Source organism: Carnobacterium mobile DSM 4848 (assembly GCF_000744825.1).
In the GTDB taxonomy this organism is placed as follows: Bacteria; Bacillota; Bacilli; order Lactobacillales; family Carnobacteriaceae; genus Carnobacterium_A; species Carnobacterium_A mobile.
Genome location: NZ_JQMR01000001.1, coordinates 1328344 through 1346564 on the forward strand (window position 1 = coordinate 1328344; position 18221 = coordinate 1346564).

Annotated in this window: 15 protein-coding genes; 2 read left to right on the forward strand and 13 right to left on the reverse strand. The window is 37.5% G+C overall.

The window, feature by feature from the left end:
- Positions 1–26 precede the first annotated feature (26 nt).
- The 12 genes from pnpS to BR87_RS06270 all read right to left on the reverse strand — a co-directional run bounded on the left by pnpS (position 27) and on the right by BR87_RS06270 (position 14910).
- Positions 27–1802 carry a two-component system histidine kinase PnpS gene (gene pnpS, locus BR87_RS06215; RefSeq protein WP_035029977.1) on the reverse strand — a complete coding sequence of 592 codons (1776 nt, stop codon included), beginning with the start codon at positions 1800–1802 and terminating at the stop codon, positions 27–29.
- Entirely contained in the window at positions 1799–2515 is a 717-nt protein-coding gene (locus tag BR87_RS06220) for a response regulator transcription factor (protein ID WP_035029980.1), read from the reverse strand. Before BR87_RS06220 ends, pnpS begins: the two co-directional genes overlap by 4 nt.
- 49 nt (positions 2516–2564) lie before the next feature.
- Positions 2565–3749: a PDZ domain-containing protein gene (locus BR87_RS06225; protein WP_035029985.1), complete on the reverse strand. Its 1185-nt coding sequence runs from the start codon at positions 3747–3749 to the stop codon at positions 2565–2567.
- A 291-nt stretch (positions 3750–4040) separates the two neighbouring features.
- Entirely contained in the window at positions 4041–5276 is a 1236-nt protein-coding gene (locus BR87_RS06230; protein ID WP_035029987.1) for a C40 family peptidase, read from the reverse strand.
- 36 nt (positions 5277–5312) lie between these two features.
- Positions 5313–6200 (reverse strand): permease-like cell division protein FtsX, encoded by an 888-nt coding sequence (gene ftsX, locus BR87_RS06235; RefSeq protein WP_035029990.1) that lies wholly within the window; start codon positions 6198–6200, stop codon positions 5313–5315.
- Entirely contained in the window at positions 6190–6876 is a 687-nt protein-coding gene (gene ftsE / locus BR87_RS06240) for a cell division ATP-binding protein FtsE (RefSeq protein ID WP_035029993.1), read from the reverse strand. The genes ftsX and ftsE overlap by 11 nt, the downstream gene beginning before the upstream one ends.
- Positions 6877–7252: 376 nt before the next feature.
- Positions 7253–8354 (reverse strand): peptide chain release factor 2 gene (gene prfB / locus BR87_RS06245; protein WP_211249970.1). Its coding sequence is split into 2 segments (ribosomal slippage): positions 7253–8281 and positions 8283–8354, totalling 1101 coding nucleotides; the frame shifts between segments, so codons are not numbered across the junction.
- An 84-nt stretch (positions 8355–8438) separates the two neighbouring features.
- On the reverse strand, positions 8439–10964 hold the full coding sequence (gene secA / locus BR87_RS06250; RefSeq protein ID WP_035029996.1) for a preprotein translocase subunit SecA: 2526 nt from the start codon (positions 10962–10964) through the stop codon (positions 8439–8441).
- Positions 10965–11257: 293 nt separating this feature from the next.
- Positions 11258–11800: a ribosome hibernation-promoting factor, HPF/YfiA family gene (gene hpf / locus BR87_RS06255; RefSeq protein WP_035029998.1), complete on the reverse strand. Its 543-nt coding sequence runs from the start codon at positions 11798–11800 to the stop codon at positions 11258–11260.
- 134 nt (positions 11801–11934) lie between these two features.
- Positions 11935–12561, reverse strand: a complete 627-nt coding sequence (locus BR87_RS06260) for a ComF family protein (RefSeq protein ID WP_244877038.1) — start codon at positions 12559–12561, stop codon at positions 11935–11937.
- Between the two features lie 68 nt (positions 12562–12629).
- Entirely contained in the window at positions 12630–13976 is a 1347-nt protein-coding gene (locus BR87_RS06265) for an ATP-dependent helicase ComFA (protein WP_244877039.1), read from the reverse strand.
- An 82-nt stretch (positions 13977–14058) separates the two neighbouring features.
- The gene (locus tag BR87_RS06270; protein ID WP_035032895.1) at positions 14059–14910 is read right to left on the reverse strand and encodes a DegV family protein; all 852 of its coding nucleotides are present in this window, start codon (positions 14908–14910) and stop codon (positions 14059–14061) included.
- Positions 14911–15161: 251 nt separating this feature from the next.
- Between BR87_RS06270 and BR87_RS06275 the strand changes: the two genes are divergently transcribed.
- The gene (locus BR87_RS06275; protein WP_035030003.1) at positions 15162–15806 is read left to right on the forward strand and encodes a YigZ family protein; all 645 of its coding nucleotides are present in this window, start codon (positions 15162–15164) and stop codon (positions 15804–15806) included.
- A gap of 197 nt (positions 15807–16003) precedes the next feature.
- Entirely contained in the window at positions 16004–17065 is a 1062-nt protein-coding gene (locus tag BR87_RS06280) for an LCP family protein (RefSeq protein WP_035030006.1), read from the forward strand.
- Between the two features lie 52 nt (positions 17066–17117).
- On the opposite strand, the gene BR87_RS06285 is transcribed toward BR87_RS06280, so the two are convergent.
- The gene (locus BR87_RS06285; protein ID WP_280512199.1) at positions 17118–18197 is read right to left on the reverse strand and encodes a glycosyltransferase family 4 protein; all 1080 of its coding nucleotides are present in this window, start codon (positions 18195–18197) and stop codon (positions 17118–17120) included.
- Positions 18198–18221: the final 24 nt, after the last annotated feature.

Genomic DNA, 18221 nt, shown 5'->3' on the forward strand with positions numbered 1-18221 from the left:
TGCTTTTTCTAGTCTCTCTGCTATTTTTAAAGATGATGCAACGGAAAAGTGATTGTAAAAGTAGTTCCTAACCCTACCTTGCTCCTTACAGCGATCGTTCCATTAAAGTTCTCAACCAAGTACTTTACAATTGATAAGCCTAATCCGGTTCCGCCCGAATTGCGGCTTCGGCCTTTGTCTACGCGATAAAAACGTTCAAAAATACGGTTTATTTCGTCTTCAGAAATTCCCATTCCATTATCGCTGACTGTGATAAGAGCATGCTCTATTGTTTTTTTGAGCGTTACAGTGATCGTCCCGCCAGCTTGTGTATAAATAACGGCATTATCAATCAAGTTAGCCAAGATCTGTTTCAACCGATCCTTGTCTCCTTCGATTATGACCGTATCTTCTTCAAGTAAATTCAAAGTGATTTGTTTGTGCTCAGCTTTTTGTTTTACTAATTTAAATGTAGATAAGACAGCATCTTTAACCACTACTTCTTCATAAGTAATCGGAACTTGCTTTTGTTCAAGCTTAGATAATTCTAGAATATCATTTACTAACAAGTCGAGCCTAGTGCTTTCTTCCAGCATAATCTCTAAAAACTGCTTCAAAATTGCTTTATCTTCCATAGCTCCATCCAGTAATGTCTCAGAAAAACCTTTTAAGGCTGTTACCGGTGTTCTTAACTCATGAGAAGCATTCGTAACAAAATCCGTTCGTACTTTTTCTAAACGCCGGATTTCTGTAATATCATATAACAGAACAATCAGATTCGTTTCAGCTTTTGTTTTCCCGGCTATCGGAACCACATTTGCGTCTACGATCCGCTCTGCAGGGAAATAAAAATAAATTTCTTTGTTTTGAATTTCTTTTTTGCGGTATGCTTTTTCAATTAAATGGCTTAGTCCATAACTCTTTGTTGCTTCAAGGTAGGATCTGCCCAATAATTCATTGCTGTCCATTTCAAAAATTTGGCACATGGCCGGGTTGACGATTTGAATGTTTCCTTGTTCGTCCAACTGCATGACACCAATCACTAAATGGTTGATCAATTCATTGATTCGCTCTTTATTTTGCGTAATTTCCTGCATTTGATCTTCTAAACTTTCAGCTAATTCATTGATTGTTTCTCCCAATTTCGTTACTTCACCGTAGCCATTCCCACTGAATCGTGTTTCGTACTGCTTATTCGACAAATTTTTCGCTACATCCATAACTTCTTCAATTGGTTTAGCAATATATCTTGCAATCAAAAAAGTAATTCCAGCAGTTAAGAACAAAGCCAAAATACTGAAGGCTAAAATAGATTGCCGGATTTGTCCATTTAATTGGTTCATTTCTGCTAAGGGTTTAGCCAAGCGAAGAATGCCTATCACTTGTCCAGTCTGATCAACAATTGGCTGTGTAACATAGTAGAGCGTATCGTTCGTGCTTTCGCTTTTCCGTGTAGCTGTTCCTTGAGGTTCTCCCTTTAATATAGCTTGGACCTCTTTACGATTGCGGTGATTCTCCAATGGCACATCATCTATTGAAGAATCATAAATGACCGTTCCAGCTAGATCAATCAAAGTGATCCGTTGGTTAGTATATTTTTTTACTTTCACCGCTTCTCTTTTTAAATCAGGAAAAGCTTGTACTGTATCCGCTACGCCGTTAAAATGACTTAAAATAAGTTTCGATTGTTCTATTAAATCTTCTTGCTGACTTTCATTTGCGTAACTTTGCATTAAGCGAGTTGAAAAAAAGCTGATACAACCCCCAAAAATAATGAATAAGACCATAAAAATAGTCAGAACTTGGGTCTGAATTTTTTTCATGTTTTTGGAACCTCAAATTTGTACCCAAAGCCTCTCACTGTACGAATATAGACGGGATTTTTAGTATCTATTTCGATTTTCTCTCTTAAATGACTAATGTGGACATCTACAATTCGCGTTTCTCCTGTATAATCAAAATTCCAGATAGCGTTTAATAATTGCTCCCGGCTTAAAATACGATTGATGCGTTTAGCCATATACAATAAAAGTTCGAATTCTTTAGGAGTGACCTCGATAGGCTGATTTCGCACCATCACTTTGTATTGGTCAGGAAAAATACAGATTTCTCCAACTTCTATTTTTTCATTATTTTCTATGTCTTCCACGGAATCACTTTTTACTGGATGAGGCTGAATTCGGCGCATAATAGCCTTCATTCTAGCCAACACTTCCCTCGGACTGAATGGTTTAGTCATATAATCATCTGCACCTAATTCTAATCCGATAATTTTGTCTAATTCATCATCTTTAGCAGTTAAAATCATAATTGGGGTATTGTTTTTTTCTTGGCGCAATTTCTTACATACTTCCATACCGTCCATTGAAGGCAGCATCAAGTCCAAGATAATGAAATCATAGGTATTAGCTAATGCCAATGAATAACCTGTTAAGCCATCTAATGCTGTTTGAACTTGATACCCTTCTTTTTCTAAATTAAAGGCCAGTAAAGTCAAAATCGACTGTTCATCATCAACAATTAAAACTTTTTTCATTGCTTTCCTCCATCTGATTGTTTCAACTTTATTTTCTTATAAATGTATCTTAATTTGAGAGCAAGACCAGCCCAATTTCATGCGGTGTGTCTGCATAAAGAGCAGATTCAGCTAAACGCAATTCGCCATCTGGACCTTTTATTTTTAAATGACAGTAGACACTATTTTTAGATAACGCCCGATAAAAATCTTCTTCTGTTCTAATCTCCTCATCGTTGCAGGAAACAAGTGTATCACCGACTGCAACACCCATTTTCTCAGCAGGTGTCTCAGGATGGATTCCAATAACTTTTAACCCATTATCAGTTGGACCGAATAAAAAGGAATGTTTATTTTCTCGTTGTCGGTGGCGATAAAGAACAAATAATCCTCCGATTACTGCTATTCCAAGGCCAGCAATTCCGGAATACATACTCCAAATTGAACCAATAGCTGCAGCGGCTACTACAATAGCCAATATAAAGCATTCTCTAGTCATTAAACGAAGCGCTTCGCTTGGCAGCTGTGCTTGAACGGTAAAACGAAAACCAACTAAAACAGGCAGCCAGAAAAATGAGTAGGTTTGGTTTCCAAGAGAGAATACAGGCCACCAATCAAAGAATGCACCAAAACTTTCTCCCGGAATAACTAATAGCAACGGAATGACCCAAAAAGGTTTAATTTGGTAGCGGGCAATTTTTTTTCCTCGTTTTGTTTTTAAAAAATGAGGAGATAATTTTTTAATTGCATGTTTATTGAGTGTCAGCGCAGATATGATCAGTAAAAAGACGATCAGAAGCAAAGTAGTCGTAATTAAATTAGAGTTGACCCATTTTACCTGAGACAAGGGCTGATACCAATTTTTGGGAAGCCAATCTATTACCATTGCATTTTTCATATGCATTGCACCTAACAAAAGTAAGGTGGTTAACGAAAAAGTAAAGAGTGGATGGACAAAACGATAGCCGGCTAATAAGACTAGAAACACCACTAGTTGATAAATAATGATCCAATCTAATGTTACAGGCATGCCGATTCCTATCGATAAAAGTGATCCAATCAGTCCAGCAATTAATCCAAGAAGCAAATAATTTTTTATTTCATAAAGTTTTTTATAGATAGCTACTCTCAGATTTGTCCGTTCGTTTTTGATTCTTTTATAGCCCGTGCCAATTGCTAAAATTAAGCCGATTAAAAAAGTAGGTTGAATAAAGAAAACCAGTAGAGCCATAAAAAAATTTGATGCTAGTTGCATGTGTACTTCCACCCCTTCTACTTTCACGATTTAGTTCAGTCACATCAATAAACAAACAGTTGAGTGTCTAACTATTACAGATTGTATTGAATAAACTGTTACATCTTTCTTATAGCGTACCTATTTTTTGATGAAAAGTAAATTTTAATTTGAAAATTCTTCTGATTTATAGCTAAAAATAAAAAAAGTCTGAGATAAAATCACCAAATAGTGGTTTTTCCCAGACTTTTGAATCGCATTTAGGTACGATGGTTTTTACATGGATCAATCATTGCCGATAAAAGAAAGAGTTTAGTTTACTCGTCCATATCCAACAACGTATTTACCCCAATAATATTGATTGATTTGTGCTACAGCGACGCCTGAAGAAGTTTGTGCTCCAATAAAACTACCGTTTCCTAAGTAAATACCAACATGGTCAATACTACCCGTTTGGTTAAAGAATACTAAGTCGCCAGGACGTGCTTCAGATTGAGAAATCTTTGTAGAAGCAGCATACTGAGCACTTGCTGTACGCGGCAAGCTGACTCCAGCAGCATTAAATGCATATTGTGTAAATGCTGAACAATCCATTCCTGAAGTTGTTGTACCTCCGTATAAGTAAGGAGTACCTTGAATACCAAAAGCTGCACTTTGAACAGTTGCCCAAGACCCGCCAGCAGCAGGAGTTGCAGCTTTTTGAGGCGCTTGAGTTTCATTTGTGCTCGTTTTTGTTTCATTTGTTTCAGCTGCGGACACTTGTGTTGTTTCTTTTGAAGTAGTTGCAGTAGCTACAGCTTTTGCTTCATCCTTATCTGAAGAACTTGTCTTGATAACGGCAGTCGTTTTAGCAGCTTTTAATTCTTGAGCAGCTTTTTCTGCTTTTTCTTTAGTTGCCAAAAGTTGTGCTTTTTCTGTTTCAACATTAGATTTTTCTGCTGCAATAGATGCAACTACAGCTTCTTTTTCTAATTGTTGTTGTTCTAAATCAGTCTTAGCAGCTTCCAATTTAGCAGCTAAAATAGTTTGTTCTTGTAGGGTTTTCTCAGTTTCTGCTTGTTTTTCTGCAACTAACGCTTTATCTTCAGCTTGTGCTTTTACTAACGCTTGGTTAGCTGAAACTAATTTAGAAACAACATCAGCACGTCCTAAAACATCTACAAAAGATTCAGACTCTAAAATAAAATCAACATAATTTTGCGTGTCGCCGTTCACTTGTACTGTACGAGCTTGTTCCGCCAATTTATCTTCACGTGCTGCAATAGCAGCATTCAAAGTATCGATTTGTTTTGTAAGTTCTTTCAATGTTGATTGTGCTTTTGACATTTCAGCCATCATTGAAGCAGCGTTTGCTTCATTTTCTGAAATTTGATCTGTAATCTCTGCTAATTCATTTGCAACTGATTTTTTTTCATTTTCAAGTTGATTGATTTTTTCAGTTGCTTGGCTGATGTCATCCTCAACCGCTGCCTTTGCTGTTAAAGGAGTTAAACATGTAGTTGTTCCTAACGTAGCTATTAAAACAAGAGTTATGAGTTTCTTATTCACTTTTTCTTTCCTCCATTTTCCCTAAATGCTTTTTTGTTATACTTTTAAGAATCTTCTAATTGAAATTGATGAACCAATTGCTCCAATCAATACTCCGACTGCAACCATTAAGCCGCCGATTTGGTATAAGAATGGAATAGGTGTTAATAATGAGAAATAGGTTCCTGATAAATAAGCTGTTCCTATATCAAAAATCGTTACATAAAGGAAACTGATCAATGCAACAGGAATAAGTGATCCAATCAGACCAATCAATGCTCCTTCTACTAAGAAAGGCCATCTGATAAACCAATTGGTTGCTCCTACTAATTTCATGATTTCTATTTCTGTTCTGCGTGACATGATAGTGATACGAATGGTATTAGAGATCAAGAAAACAGCTGTTAATACCAGTGCTACTATAACGATCGCTCCAACATTTCGTACTGTGCCCATTGTCTTAAATAAGTTATCTGCTGTGGCACCACCGTAATTGACTTTTGCAACTTGTTCTAAGCCTTCTGCTTCTTTAGCTACCGTTTTAGTATACTGCGGTGCATCTGTATTCACGATAAATACATTGTATAAAGGATTGTCGTCTCCTTGGAATAAATTAAATTCATTTCCATAGCTGCCAACGACTTGCTTTAATTCGTTTTCTCTACTTGAAAATTCAACTGTGGAAACATGATCAAGTGCGGATAGTTTAGTTTCTAATTCTTTTTGCTGTCCTTCATCTGCCGCTAAGTCGATATACACTCTTACGCTGACGTCATTTTCAATATCAGTAGCTAATTTGTTTACATTCATCAACATGGCAATAAACGAACCAACTAATAATAACGTAACCGCAACTGCACTGACCGCTGCAATCGACATCCAGCCATTTCTTTTCAAGCTCTTTAAGCTTTCTATGAAATGTCTTTTAATTGTTCTAAGCTTCATATCCGTAGTCTCCTTCCAATTGATCTCGGACGATTCGTCCATTCTCAACCGCAAGTACACGGTGTTTAACGACATTTACGATTTGGCTGTTATGTGTCGCCATAATCACGGTCGTTCCTTGATTATTGATTTCTTCTAATATATTCATGATTTCCCATGATGTATCCGGGTCAAGATTACCTGTTGGTTCATCAGCAATCAATACTCGCGGCATATTAGCGATAGCTCTAGCAATGGCTATTCTTTGTTGCTCTCCGCCGGATAGTTCGTTCGGAAACATTCTGATTTTGTGTTTCAATCCAACTAACTCTAAAACTTCTAAGACGCGTTTTTTAATGACTTTAGGATTTTTTTCAACTACTTCCATTGCATACGCAATGTTTTCGTACACTGTTAGCCTTGGCAACAATTTAAAGTCTTGGAAGACCACTCCAACATGACGTCTTAAATAAGGAATGTCTTTGTCTTTCATAGTCATTAAGTCAAAATCGCCAACTTTGATGGTTCCTTTACTTGCTTTTTCTTCACGATACATCATTTTAATAAACGTTGATTTACCAGCACCACTAGGCCCGACTACATAAACGAATTCACCTTGTTCAATACGGATTGTTAAACCGTTAATTGCTGTAATGCCATTAGGATATTTCTTATAGACATTTAGCATTTCAATCATCTTATCACCTAACTTTTTTTAATTTCTGCTATTTCTCTAGTATTGTTGCTGTTTAAGGGTCTTCGTCATTCAATCCTTAATCATTATAGCACTCAAAAAAACAATGTCTGTTGTAGTTTGTTTACAAATACATTTCAAAGTGTCGCAGTACTGTAACGAACTGTATTATTTCCGCCATTTTTTACACACATTTTTCCAATCACCACTATAACCTTTTATTATCCTCTAAAACCAATTGCTATCTCCCCTAAATAAACTTATACACCCTTTAAATTGGGAAATCATTTTTCGTTTATTACAGTGGCTTCACACAAAAAAACTGTCAAAATGGATTCTTTGACAGTTTTATGACAAAACTCACTTAATTTTAATTTTTTTACGCTAATGTGCTTCTCAAATAGGCTTGAATAAATGGATCTAGGTCTCCATCCATGACACTTGTAATATTTCCTGTTTCATAATTGGTTCTATGATCTTTGACCATTGTATAAGGATGAAACACATACGATCTGATTTGAGAGCCCCATCCGATTTCTTTTTGTTCTCCTCTGATTTCAGCCATTTCTTTTTCTTTTTCTTCTACTTCTAGTTGATGCAGTTTGGCTTTCAACATGCTCATGGCTTGTTCTCGGTTCTTCATTTGTGAACGCTGTGCTTGGCTGGCTACCACTACTCCACTAGGAATATGCGTGATCCGAATAGCAGAATCTGTTTTATTAATGTGTTGTCCACCTGCTCCGCTAGCCCGGTACGTATCAACCTTTAGATCATCTGGATTGATATCAATATCTATGTTTCCTTCTAATTCCGGAATAACGTCGATTGAAACAAAAGAAGTATGTCTGCGTCCCGCTGAATCAAAAGGGGAGATCCGTACTAAACGATGCACTCCTTTTTCAGCTTTCAAATAACCGTAAGCATTCCGTCCTTTGATCAATAAAGTCACGCTCTTAATCCCTGCTTCATCTCCGCTTTGGTAATCCAATACTTCAATTTTAAATCCTTTTTTTTCTGCCCAGCGTGTATACATGCGTAACAGCATGCTGCCCCAGTCCTGTGATTCGGTTCCGCCGGCTCCTGGATGCAATTCAATGATTGCATTATTTTTATCATACGGACCACTCAACAACATGTCCAGTTCATATTGATCTAAAGCTTCAAAAAAGGTCTCCGCTTCTTGAGATAATTCCTTTTCTAGTTCCGGGTCGTTTTCTTCTTTAACCATTTCCAGCATCAGTTCTAACTCTTCTTGTTTTTCTTCTAGTTGTTTAAAATGAGAATATTTTTCTTTCACAACATTTGCTTCATTAATTAACGTTTGGGCTTTTTGTGCATCATTCCAAAATGCAGGATCTGTCATTTGGTGGTCGTATTCAGCAATGGTCTGTTCCAGATTCTCTAAGTCAAAGAGACCTCCTGTAACCGGCGATTTTTTCTTTAGCTGTTTCTATCTTATTTCTAATTTCACTTATTTCCATTTTAATTGCTCCTCATCTTTACTAGTTGTTAATGGTTAGTGATAAAAACACGATTCGTTGAACAAATCGTGTTTTTATCATTTTTTAAGCTTTACCATGACAATTTTTGTATTTTTTTCCGCTGCCGCATGGGCATGGATCGTTCCGTCCTACTTTTGAACTATCAATTTTGATTGGTTTTTTCTTTGCTTCTTTCACTACTTGTCCATCACCCGTAGAGTGAGCAGCTGTTCCTTTAGCTACTTGTTCTCTTTGCAAGTTTTGACGAATTTGTGATTTCATCAGCAAACGCGTAACGTCATAATCAATCGCAGCAATCATTTCCTCAAACAATCTAAAACCTTCTGTTTGATATTCTACTAATGGGTTAGACTGGCCATACGCCACTAAGCCGATGCCTTGACGCAATTGATCCATCGTATCGATATGATCTGTCCATTTGCTGTCGACCACTCGCAAAATAACGACTTTTTCAAATTCCAGCACTTGTTCTGTACCATTCAATTGTTGTTCTTTTTCAGCATAGATTTTTTCAGCTGCTTCCATTAAAAGTGTTTGAATTTCAGCTGCTGATTTGCCTTCTAAATCACTTAAACTTAAATCATCCGGATGTACAACCGCTGAATGAGCAAAGTCTAAAATACTTTGCAGGTTCCACTCTTCTTTAGGACCTTGTGTATGCAATTGGACCATGCGTTCAATGGCACGTTGAATCATTGGTATTGTTACCTTTTTCAACGACTCTTGTTCCATAATGACTTCTAGTCTTTGTTTATACATAATTTCACGTTGTTCCCGCATCACATCATCATATTGCAAAACGTTTTTACGCGTATCGTAGTTGTTCCCTTCTACTCGTTTTTGAGCAGATTCTACTTGACGAGAGATCATTTTGCTTTGAATGACTGCATCTTCATCTTGAACTTTTAGCCGCTCTAAAACAGCTTGGATTCGTTCAGAACCGAAACGTCTCATCAAATCATCTTCTAAAGAAAGATAAAATTGGGTAACACCAGGATCTCCTTGACGACCAGCACGACCACGTAATTGGTTATCGATCCGACGTGATTCATGACGTTCTGTCCCGATAACACAAAGACCGCCTACTTCACGGACACCTGCACCTAACTTGATGTCAGTTCCACGTCCAGCCATGTTAGTTGCAATAGTAATAGAACCTTTTTGCCCAGCATTTGTAATAATTTCTGCCTCTTTAAAGTGATTTTTAGCGTTTAGCACTTCATGCGGGATCCGAGCTTGTTTTAATAAGCCGGAAAGCAATTCAGAAGTTTCAACTGCCACTGTACCAACCAAAATCGGTTGCCCAGTAGCATGGCGTTCTTTAATTTCTTCTACTACTGCTTCAAACTTGCTGATTAAAGAAGGATACAACAGATCCGGCCGGTCATCACGAATCAATGGTCGATTGGTTGGAATAGAAACGACATTGATGTTATAAATTTCCCGGAACTCTTCTTCTTCTGTTTTTGCTGTTCCTGTCATCCCAGCTAGTTTCTTATACATTCTAAAGAAATTTTGGAATGTAATATTAGCCATTGTTTTTGATTCATTTTGGATCGTTACGCCCTCTTTTGCTTCAATGGCTTGGTGCAAACCATCTGAATAACGGCGTCCTTCCATGATCCGTCCAGTAAATTGGTCAACGATCATGACTTTATCATCTTGAACCACATAATCAATATCAAACAGCATAATGTAGTTGGCACGCAGCGCTTGGTCTAAATGATGAGTCAACGCTTGGTTTTCTACATCATATAGATTTTCTACTCGGAATGTTTTTTCAGCTTTTTCCATTCCAGTTTCTGTTAAGGCAACTGTTTTTGATTGAACATCTATCGTATAGTCTTCTTCTTCTTTTAGTCCTTTAACAAAAAAGTCCGTCCGTGTATAAAGAGTGGTAGATTTTTCAGCTTGTCCTGAAATAATCAACGGGGTTCTCGCTTCATCGATCAAAATCGAGTCTACTTCATCGACAATCGCATAATTTAACGGACGTTGAACCATCTGTTCTTTATAAACGACCATATTATCTCTTAGGTAGTCAAAACCCATTTCATTATTGGTACTGTACATCACATCTGCTAAATAAGCTTCGCGCTTTTCTTCAGCTGATTTGGAATTCAAATTCAAGCCGACAGTTAAGCCTAGCCATTGGTATAATTCTCCCATTTCTACAGCATCACGGCTGGCCAAATACTCATTGACAGTTACAACGTGGACTCCTTCGCCTGTTAAAGCATTAAGGTAAACCGGCATAGTAGCCGTTAAGGTTTTTCCTTCCCCCGTCTTCATTTCAGGGATATTTCCACGGTGCAAAGTCACACCCCCCATTAATTGGACACGGTAAGGATATAACCCTAATACCCGCTTAGCAGCTTCACGTACAACTGCAAATGCTTCCGGCAATAAATCATCCAGTGTTTCTCCTGCTTGATAACGTTTTTTGAATTCAGGTGTTTTTGCTTTTAGGCCTTCATCTGACAAGGCAGCCATTTGATCTGCAAACGCTTCAATACGATCTGCTACTTTTCCTAAACTCTTTAGTTCTTTTTTGTCATTTTCAATTAGATTACGTAAAAAATTAGCCATTCATTTTTCTCCTCTGTTGTTGCTATTCTATAGGTAGTAGTTGATTCTATTTCATAAAGGTTCGTTTTTTGGGGTAGCTGCTTTTTTAATTTTTAACTTATATACTGACTTTTATTTTGACTATTGTCAATATCCTTATTAATTCTATCATTACTTATTCACAAATGAAACCTTTTTATAGTCAAAGTTAGTGGACAATCCTGCTTTTTAAGTGAAAAAGAAATAAAGAAAGAGTGCAGCTAGCTTTTAGGGCTAACTGCACTCTTTCTTTACATCACTCTTGATTCCAATTTTTAATCTGTTTCGATTAAACCATATTTTCCGTCTTTACGACTATAGACTATACTTGTTCCGTTCGTTTCAGCATCTTCAAAAATAAAGAAATTGTGCCCTAACATATTCATTTGCAGAACAGCTTCTTCGCTATCCATTGGTTTCAATGACAAGCGTTTCGTTCTAACAATGTCCACGTCATTTTCAAGTTCTTCATCCAGTACTTCTTCCGCTGGAACTTGCATTTCAAAACCTTTTTCACGCGATTTACGGTTAATTTTGGTTTTGTATTTGCGCATTTGTCTTTCTAGCTTATCAACTACAAGATCTACACTTCCATATAAATCAGGCGAGGTTTCTTCCGCACGTAAAACTAAATAAGGAAGAGGAATGGTTACCTCCACTTTCGCAGTTTTGTCAGAATAAGTTTTTAGGTTTACATGTGCTGTCGATTCTGGCACATCAGTAAAATAGCGTTCGATTTTACTGACTTTTTTTTCAACATAACTACGAATTGCTGCAGTTACCTCAATATTTTCGCCACGGATATTATATTTAAACATAAACACTCTCCCCTTTCATCTGATTGTGTATCAGAATCAGCAACACCAGCTGGACCACTCAACTGATGATTTGCTTAAATCAATTATATAGGATAGCGCTTTAATTGACAAACAAAATATCCACTTCCCGAATATTATCGTGCAATCGTGAAGGTTTCAACTGACTCGGCTTGAGCATCCAGCATCAACTCTGCTGCGTGAAACAACGTGCGTCCCGTTGTGTACACATCATCTATCAGAATAATTTTTTTGTTTCTGATTCGTTCTGCATCTCGTGGAGCCAGTTCAAAAGGTTGTTTGCTCATCATCCGCCCTTTGCGGTCTTTGCTTGACTGTTTTTCTCCTCTGCCAATATGCTTTAAAAGCGGTGCATACGTTACACCACCTGCTTGCAAGACAGCTTCTACTTGGTTAAACCCACGCAACTCCATGCTTTTTTTACTGACTGGGATAGGAATGTATAATTTGCCTTTTTGAGGATAAGAATAAAAATACGCGTTTACTTCTGGAGCAAACACTTTTGCTAATCGATAATCCCCTTTATATTTAAATGCTTCGATCCATTCTTTTAAAAACGAATTATATTGGTAGAGAGCAGTATTTTTAAAAGTATAATTTGGATATATCAGTTGCCATTTTAGGCAATCGGAACAAAAATTTCCAATCTCTTCCCATTCCCGGCAGCAGCCTGGACACACAGTCGAGCCAGCTAAATGGTTTAATTTTTGTTTACAGGTTCGGCATAGCGTTGTTGTTTTCAATTTCTTTAGTCTCACTATTTCCCTTAATAGTAGTTTTTCGGTTTCCTTTTTTCCGCACCACATACAGGTCAGCATTTCTCTACCAACCCTCTTTCAAAGGCTAAACGGTTCATCTGCTTGATTTGTTTCACTGCTCTTTTGATCGCTTTTGTCTGTCCATAATAAAAAAATAAGACTGTACCGGTCGGAAAATCACGATGTCTCCCCGCGCGCCCAGCAATTTGAACTAAAGCAGCTTCTGTAAAAGTAGGATCTTCCGCTCCTAAAACTAACACATCAATATCTTTAAAGGTCACTCCGCGTTCAAGAATCGACGTTGTCAGCAACCAGTCATAATTTTCGTGGCGCATCGCCAATACTTTTTCTTTGCGCTCAGGATCCTCAGCATACACAGTTGCAAACTGCTTATCCGGATAAAGTTCTCTTAATTGTTCAGCTAATTTCTGCATCAAGGCAATATTGGGCAGGAAAATAAGGAAACGCCGTTTTTTTGCAATCAATTGCTGGATGCAATAAAAAAACTTTCCTGTTGTTTTTTTCTGCCTGATTCTTTTCTGCCAGTTGCCATTCCAAATCAAATGAGGAACCGGTAAAGGAAAACCATGATAGCGAGCTGGTAAAATAGAAGCTGCTAAGGTGCCTTGCTTGATTTCGCGCTGCATTTTTTTGTCAGGGGTTGCTGATAAATAAATGAGGGAGCCATTGTCTTTTTTAGCTTTTTGAGCGGCAAACTGAAGCGTCTCGTCTATGTGAAAAGGAAAAGCATCTATTTCATCTATGATCAATACATCAAAAGCTTGTTTAAACCGCATCAATTGATGCGTTGTAGCCAGAACTAACTGTGTATAGCGATAAGACTCTTCTGTGCCGCCATAGAGAAGAACCTGAGGGACTTTTTGAAAAGCACTTGTTAATCTGGGAGCCAATTCCAGACAAACATCGACTCGCGGAGAAGCAATACAAATTCTTTTTTTAGACCGTAACGCCACTTCAATTCCTTTAAAAATCATTTCTGTCTTTCCCGCTCCCGTAGTTGCCCAGACCAGTCTTTTTCCGTCCTTTTCGATCGTAGCAACAAGTTCTTTTGATGCTTCTTGCTGTTGTCGTGATAACGTTCCATTCCAAGTAAGAATTGGTTCTTCTAATGGCAAAAACTGGTTTTGTTCTTTTTCAGTATACAAAATACTGCAGCGTTTGATTTTTCCCATCTGTAAGCAATTTGTACAATAATAACAGTCTGGCCCGCAGGAACAAGGAGCGGCTTGTCTTTTACTTCGCTCGCTCGTGCCGCATCTTCTACAGGTGAGCTGACCATTTAACTCGAAAAAACCTGATACTTGACTGATCGATCCCAATCCTTCTAACGGCTCGTTTATTTCCTCTAAAAGTACTTCTCGTCCGCTTAATATCGACACCAAACCTCCCACCTTTCTGCTCTCAAAGTAAAAGTACGCAAAAAAAAACAAAGTAGTTAAACTACTCTGCTTTTTTTAGTTCCTATTTTGTTCGGTCTGCTACCCACGTCATGCCTAATGCTCCTTCGCCCAAATGAGTGCCGATTACCGGGCCGAAATGGCTTAATTCAAAGCGAACATCCGGAAAAGCTGTTTCCAACTGTTCTTTCCAAGCCTTAGCATGGTCTTCCGCGTTGCAATGAATAATCGTTGAAACGATGGGATAGCCGATTGTAAGGTCATCGGCCAGCAAATTCTCAATCCGTTTTAAAGCTTTTTTCGATGTCCGTATTTTTTCAAATACGACGATTTGTTTGTTTTCAAAATACAAAATCGGCTTTATTTTTAGTAATGACCCAATCATGGCTGCTCCGTTTGACAAGCGTCCGCCGCGTACTAGATGATTCAAATCATCCACTAAAAAATAAGCTTTCATGGTTTCTTGCATTTCTGCAAACGCTTGGAAAATTTCTTCAACACTTGCTCCAGCTTTTGCCATGCGAGCAGCTTCTAAAACGTAATAACCTTGAGCAGAACAGCTGATTTCCGAATCAAAGGGATAAATAGCAATGTTTTCCATCATGTTGGCTACACTTACTACGTTTTGATAAGTTCCGCTGATTCCACTAGACAAGTGGATACTAATAATGGCATCATATTCTTCAGCAAGTTCAGTGAATAAGGTAATAATTTGCCCAGTTGTGGGTTGCGAACTGGTCGGTAAAGATTCCATTGTTTTTACTTTTTTAAAAAATTCTTTACTTTGGATATCCACTTCTTCTAAATAAACAGTATTATCTATTACAACAGAAAGTGGCAATTTATAAATTGAATTTTGTTCATACTGCTCTTTAGTTAAATAAGCTGTACTATCGGTAACTATTGCAATTTTCAATTTTACACCACGCGCCTTTTTCTTTTTGTCTTCAACGTTCAAATAAAGATTATACCACATCTTGTGTACCAAAAAAGAAGAAGTTTGTTTTCTTAAGAGTTTGTTCACAATAACTGGTTTCAATGACTAGCTTAGTCGTCTATTAAAGTTGATCGCCACTTTCTCTCTTCGCTTGTTCATTTCTATTTCTCAAGGTAAACTGGAGAAGAAGACGTTCATAAGTCGTTTATTTAGAAAAAGGAGTGTTTAGGTTGCTGAAAAGCTATTATACTATTGAAAAAGATGGGATAGTTGAAATTGAAATAAAAAAATCACGTTTTATTTGTCATTTAAAACGCGTTGCAACGGAAGCCGAAGCTCAAGATTATATCCAAACCCTAAAAAAAGAACATGTGAAAGCTAATCATAATTGTGTTGCTTATTTAATTGGAGACCATAATGAAATCCAACGTGCTTACGACGATGGTGAGCCTAGCGGAACGGCTGGGGTTCCAATGTTGGAAGTTTTAAAGAAACAAGAATTGAAAAATGTTGTGGCTGTTGTCACACGTTATTTTGGCGGAACAAAACTAGGTGCAGGCGGCCTTATCCGAGCTTATGGAAAAGCAGTCAGTACGGCTCTTGAAGAAATGGGCGTAGTAGAACGAAAGCTACAAACCGAAATGAAAGCGACGGTTCAGTATCCTGCTTCTGGCAAATTAGAAAATGATTTAAGAGAATCTGCTTATCGGATCAAAGAAATACTTTATACAGACCAAGTTACTTTTGTTTGTTTTGTAGATGAAGCTGAAATCAACGTCTTTCAAAAAGAAGTAATCGATTGGACAAATGGACAAGTAGCTTTTTCCAAAGGCGAAAAAAGCTACCACGACTTAAAAAGAACCCCTGCTCAGTAAAAAAGAACCTATTACTAAAGAAGATCCGGTTAAATTTTTGGTACTTTAACGTTTTTGTATAGGGGTATTTCTCAGGCTCTCCATTATAAAGTTTAAGAAACTGTTATTTTTTTGAAGAAACTTCCACAATTTTTTTTATTGTGATAAAATGATTAAGACTATTTTTAGTACAGTGCTCTAAACAGAGGAGAATGATTTTGAGAAGACAAAAGAAGACTACGCAATCTACTGCACCTATGCGGCAGCCTAAACAAAAAAAGAAAAAAACGATTCTACTATTCTGCTTTTTATTGCCTATTATGCTGATTATTTTAGCAGGAGCTGTTTATTTCGCTAAACTATACGCTACTGCTCAAAATGCTGTTGATTCATCTTACCATACGCTTGATCGAAAAAAAGAAATAGAAGTTAATCCGTTAACCGAAACAACTTCCATTTTGATTATGGGGATAGATGACAATGACAGCCGAGAACTGGGTAGTGCACGGACAGATTCGTTAATTTATCTCACCATTGACCCAACTAAACACAAAGTCAATATGATCAGTATCCCGCGAGATACATATACAGATATTGTTTACCAAGATACGGTCTACAATAAAGATAAAATCAATGCAGCTTATGTCAAAGGAGAAGAACAGGCTACGATTGAATCTGTTGAGCACCTGTTAAATGTTCCTATTCATTATTATGTTACCTTTAATTTTGATGCATTTTTAGAAATTATTGACGCTTTAGGCGGAATTGAAGTCGATGTACCGATTACTTTTTCTGAACAAAATGCTGCTGGCATCTTAGATCAAATCCATCTTGAAAAAGGATTGCAAACATTAAACGGTGAGCAAGCATTAGCTTTGGCCAGAACTCGGAAAATCGATAATGATGTCAAACGTGGTGAAAGACAACAATTGCTTATTCAAGCAATTGTCGACAAGGCTCTATCTGTTGGCTCTATTTCAAAATATTCTAATGCCATTACGGCTGTTGGTAAAAACATGAGAACTGATTTGCGTTTTGATGATATGCTAGGCATCGCTCAAACCGGCTTAGATGGAAAATACGAATTTGAAAGTTATGTATTCGACTGGACGGACTTTATGTTAGACGACGCCAGTATGGTCGAGCTTTACCCGGACAGTGTTGATTTTATCAGTCATCGTTTGCGAGTGGCGTTGGGCTTGGATATAGCTGACGAACGGGATACATCAGATTACGAATTTCAAACAAATGGCTTATCCAATTATTATGGAGATTATTGATACTGATAAAAAAACCACTAAATTCCCTCTCTATTGAGAATTTAGTGGTTTTTTATTCTTTTTTATTTAGATTTTTTGCAAATTTTCTTAAACGATTTAACAACGGCTTGCTGTTGTGTCCAACTAATCCAATAGATTCCACAAACAACTCTAATCCAAAAATCAATCCGATCGTCAAAAGAACGGATCCCCACAAAGTAGAGATGGGGTACATTAAAGCGATCACTGAAAAGATAGCGGCAAGGCAGTAAATGGCCAGCACAGTTTGCCGGTGAGTCAATCCTAACGCCATTAATTGATGGTGCAAATGCATCTTATCTGCGCTTGATATGGGTTTTTTATTTAGATAACGTCTTAACATCGCATAGATCGTGTCTGTAATTGGGATTCCTAAAATCACAACTGGGATGATCAATGAGATCAATGTAGCGTTTTTTAATCCTTGCAATGACATGACCGCAATCATAAACCCTAAAAACAAAGCACCTGTATCTCCAAGAAAGATCCGGGCAGGGAAAAAATTATACGGCAAAAATCCGGCTAATGCTCCAACCAATACGAAGATCATAATAGAAACAACTGCATTTTCAACAGTTAAAAAGAAGTAGCCGATAACGCCCATTGTTGACAATGCAATAATCGAAACCCCTGTTGCTAAACCATCCAATCCATCGACTAAGTTAACAGCATTGGTAATGGCCAAAATCCAAATTATCGTAAAAGGTAGACTCAAAAAACCAATTGAAAATGAGCCGATGATGGGCAAAGTAACAATATCTATTCGAATATCGGCAGCAAAATAGATAACCAGTGCTGCAATGGTGATACCCAACATCTTCATTCTAGGTGTCAATTCGATCAAATCATCCACGATACCGGTCACCAAAACGATCGTTGCCCCCAAAAATGTCGGTACTATTTGCCAAAGCGGGATCGGCAGTAAGACAAACAAAGCAAAGAAGAAAGACAAATAAATAGCTAAACCACCCATCGTCGGAACCTCTTTTAGGTTGATTCGTCTTTCGCCCGGCATATCAACAGCACCTATTTTTATAGCTAATTTGCGAATCAAAGGTGTTAGTATCAAGGACAAAATGGCAGTTACTACACAAGTAACGATAACTAAAAACATATCATACATTCAAAAGTACCACCT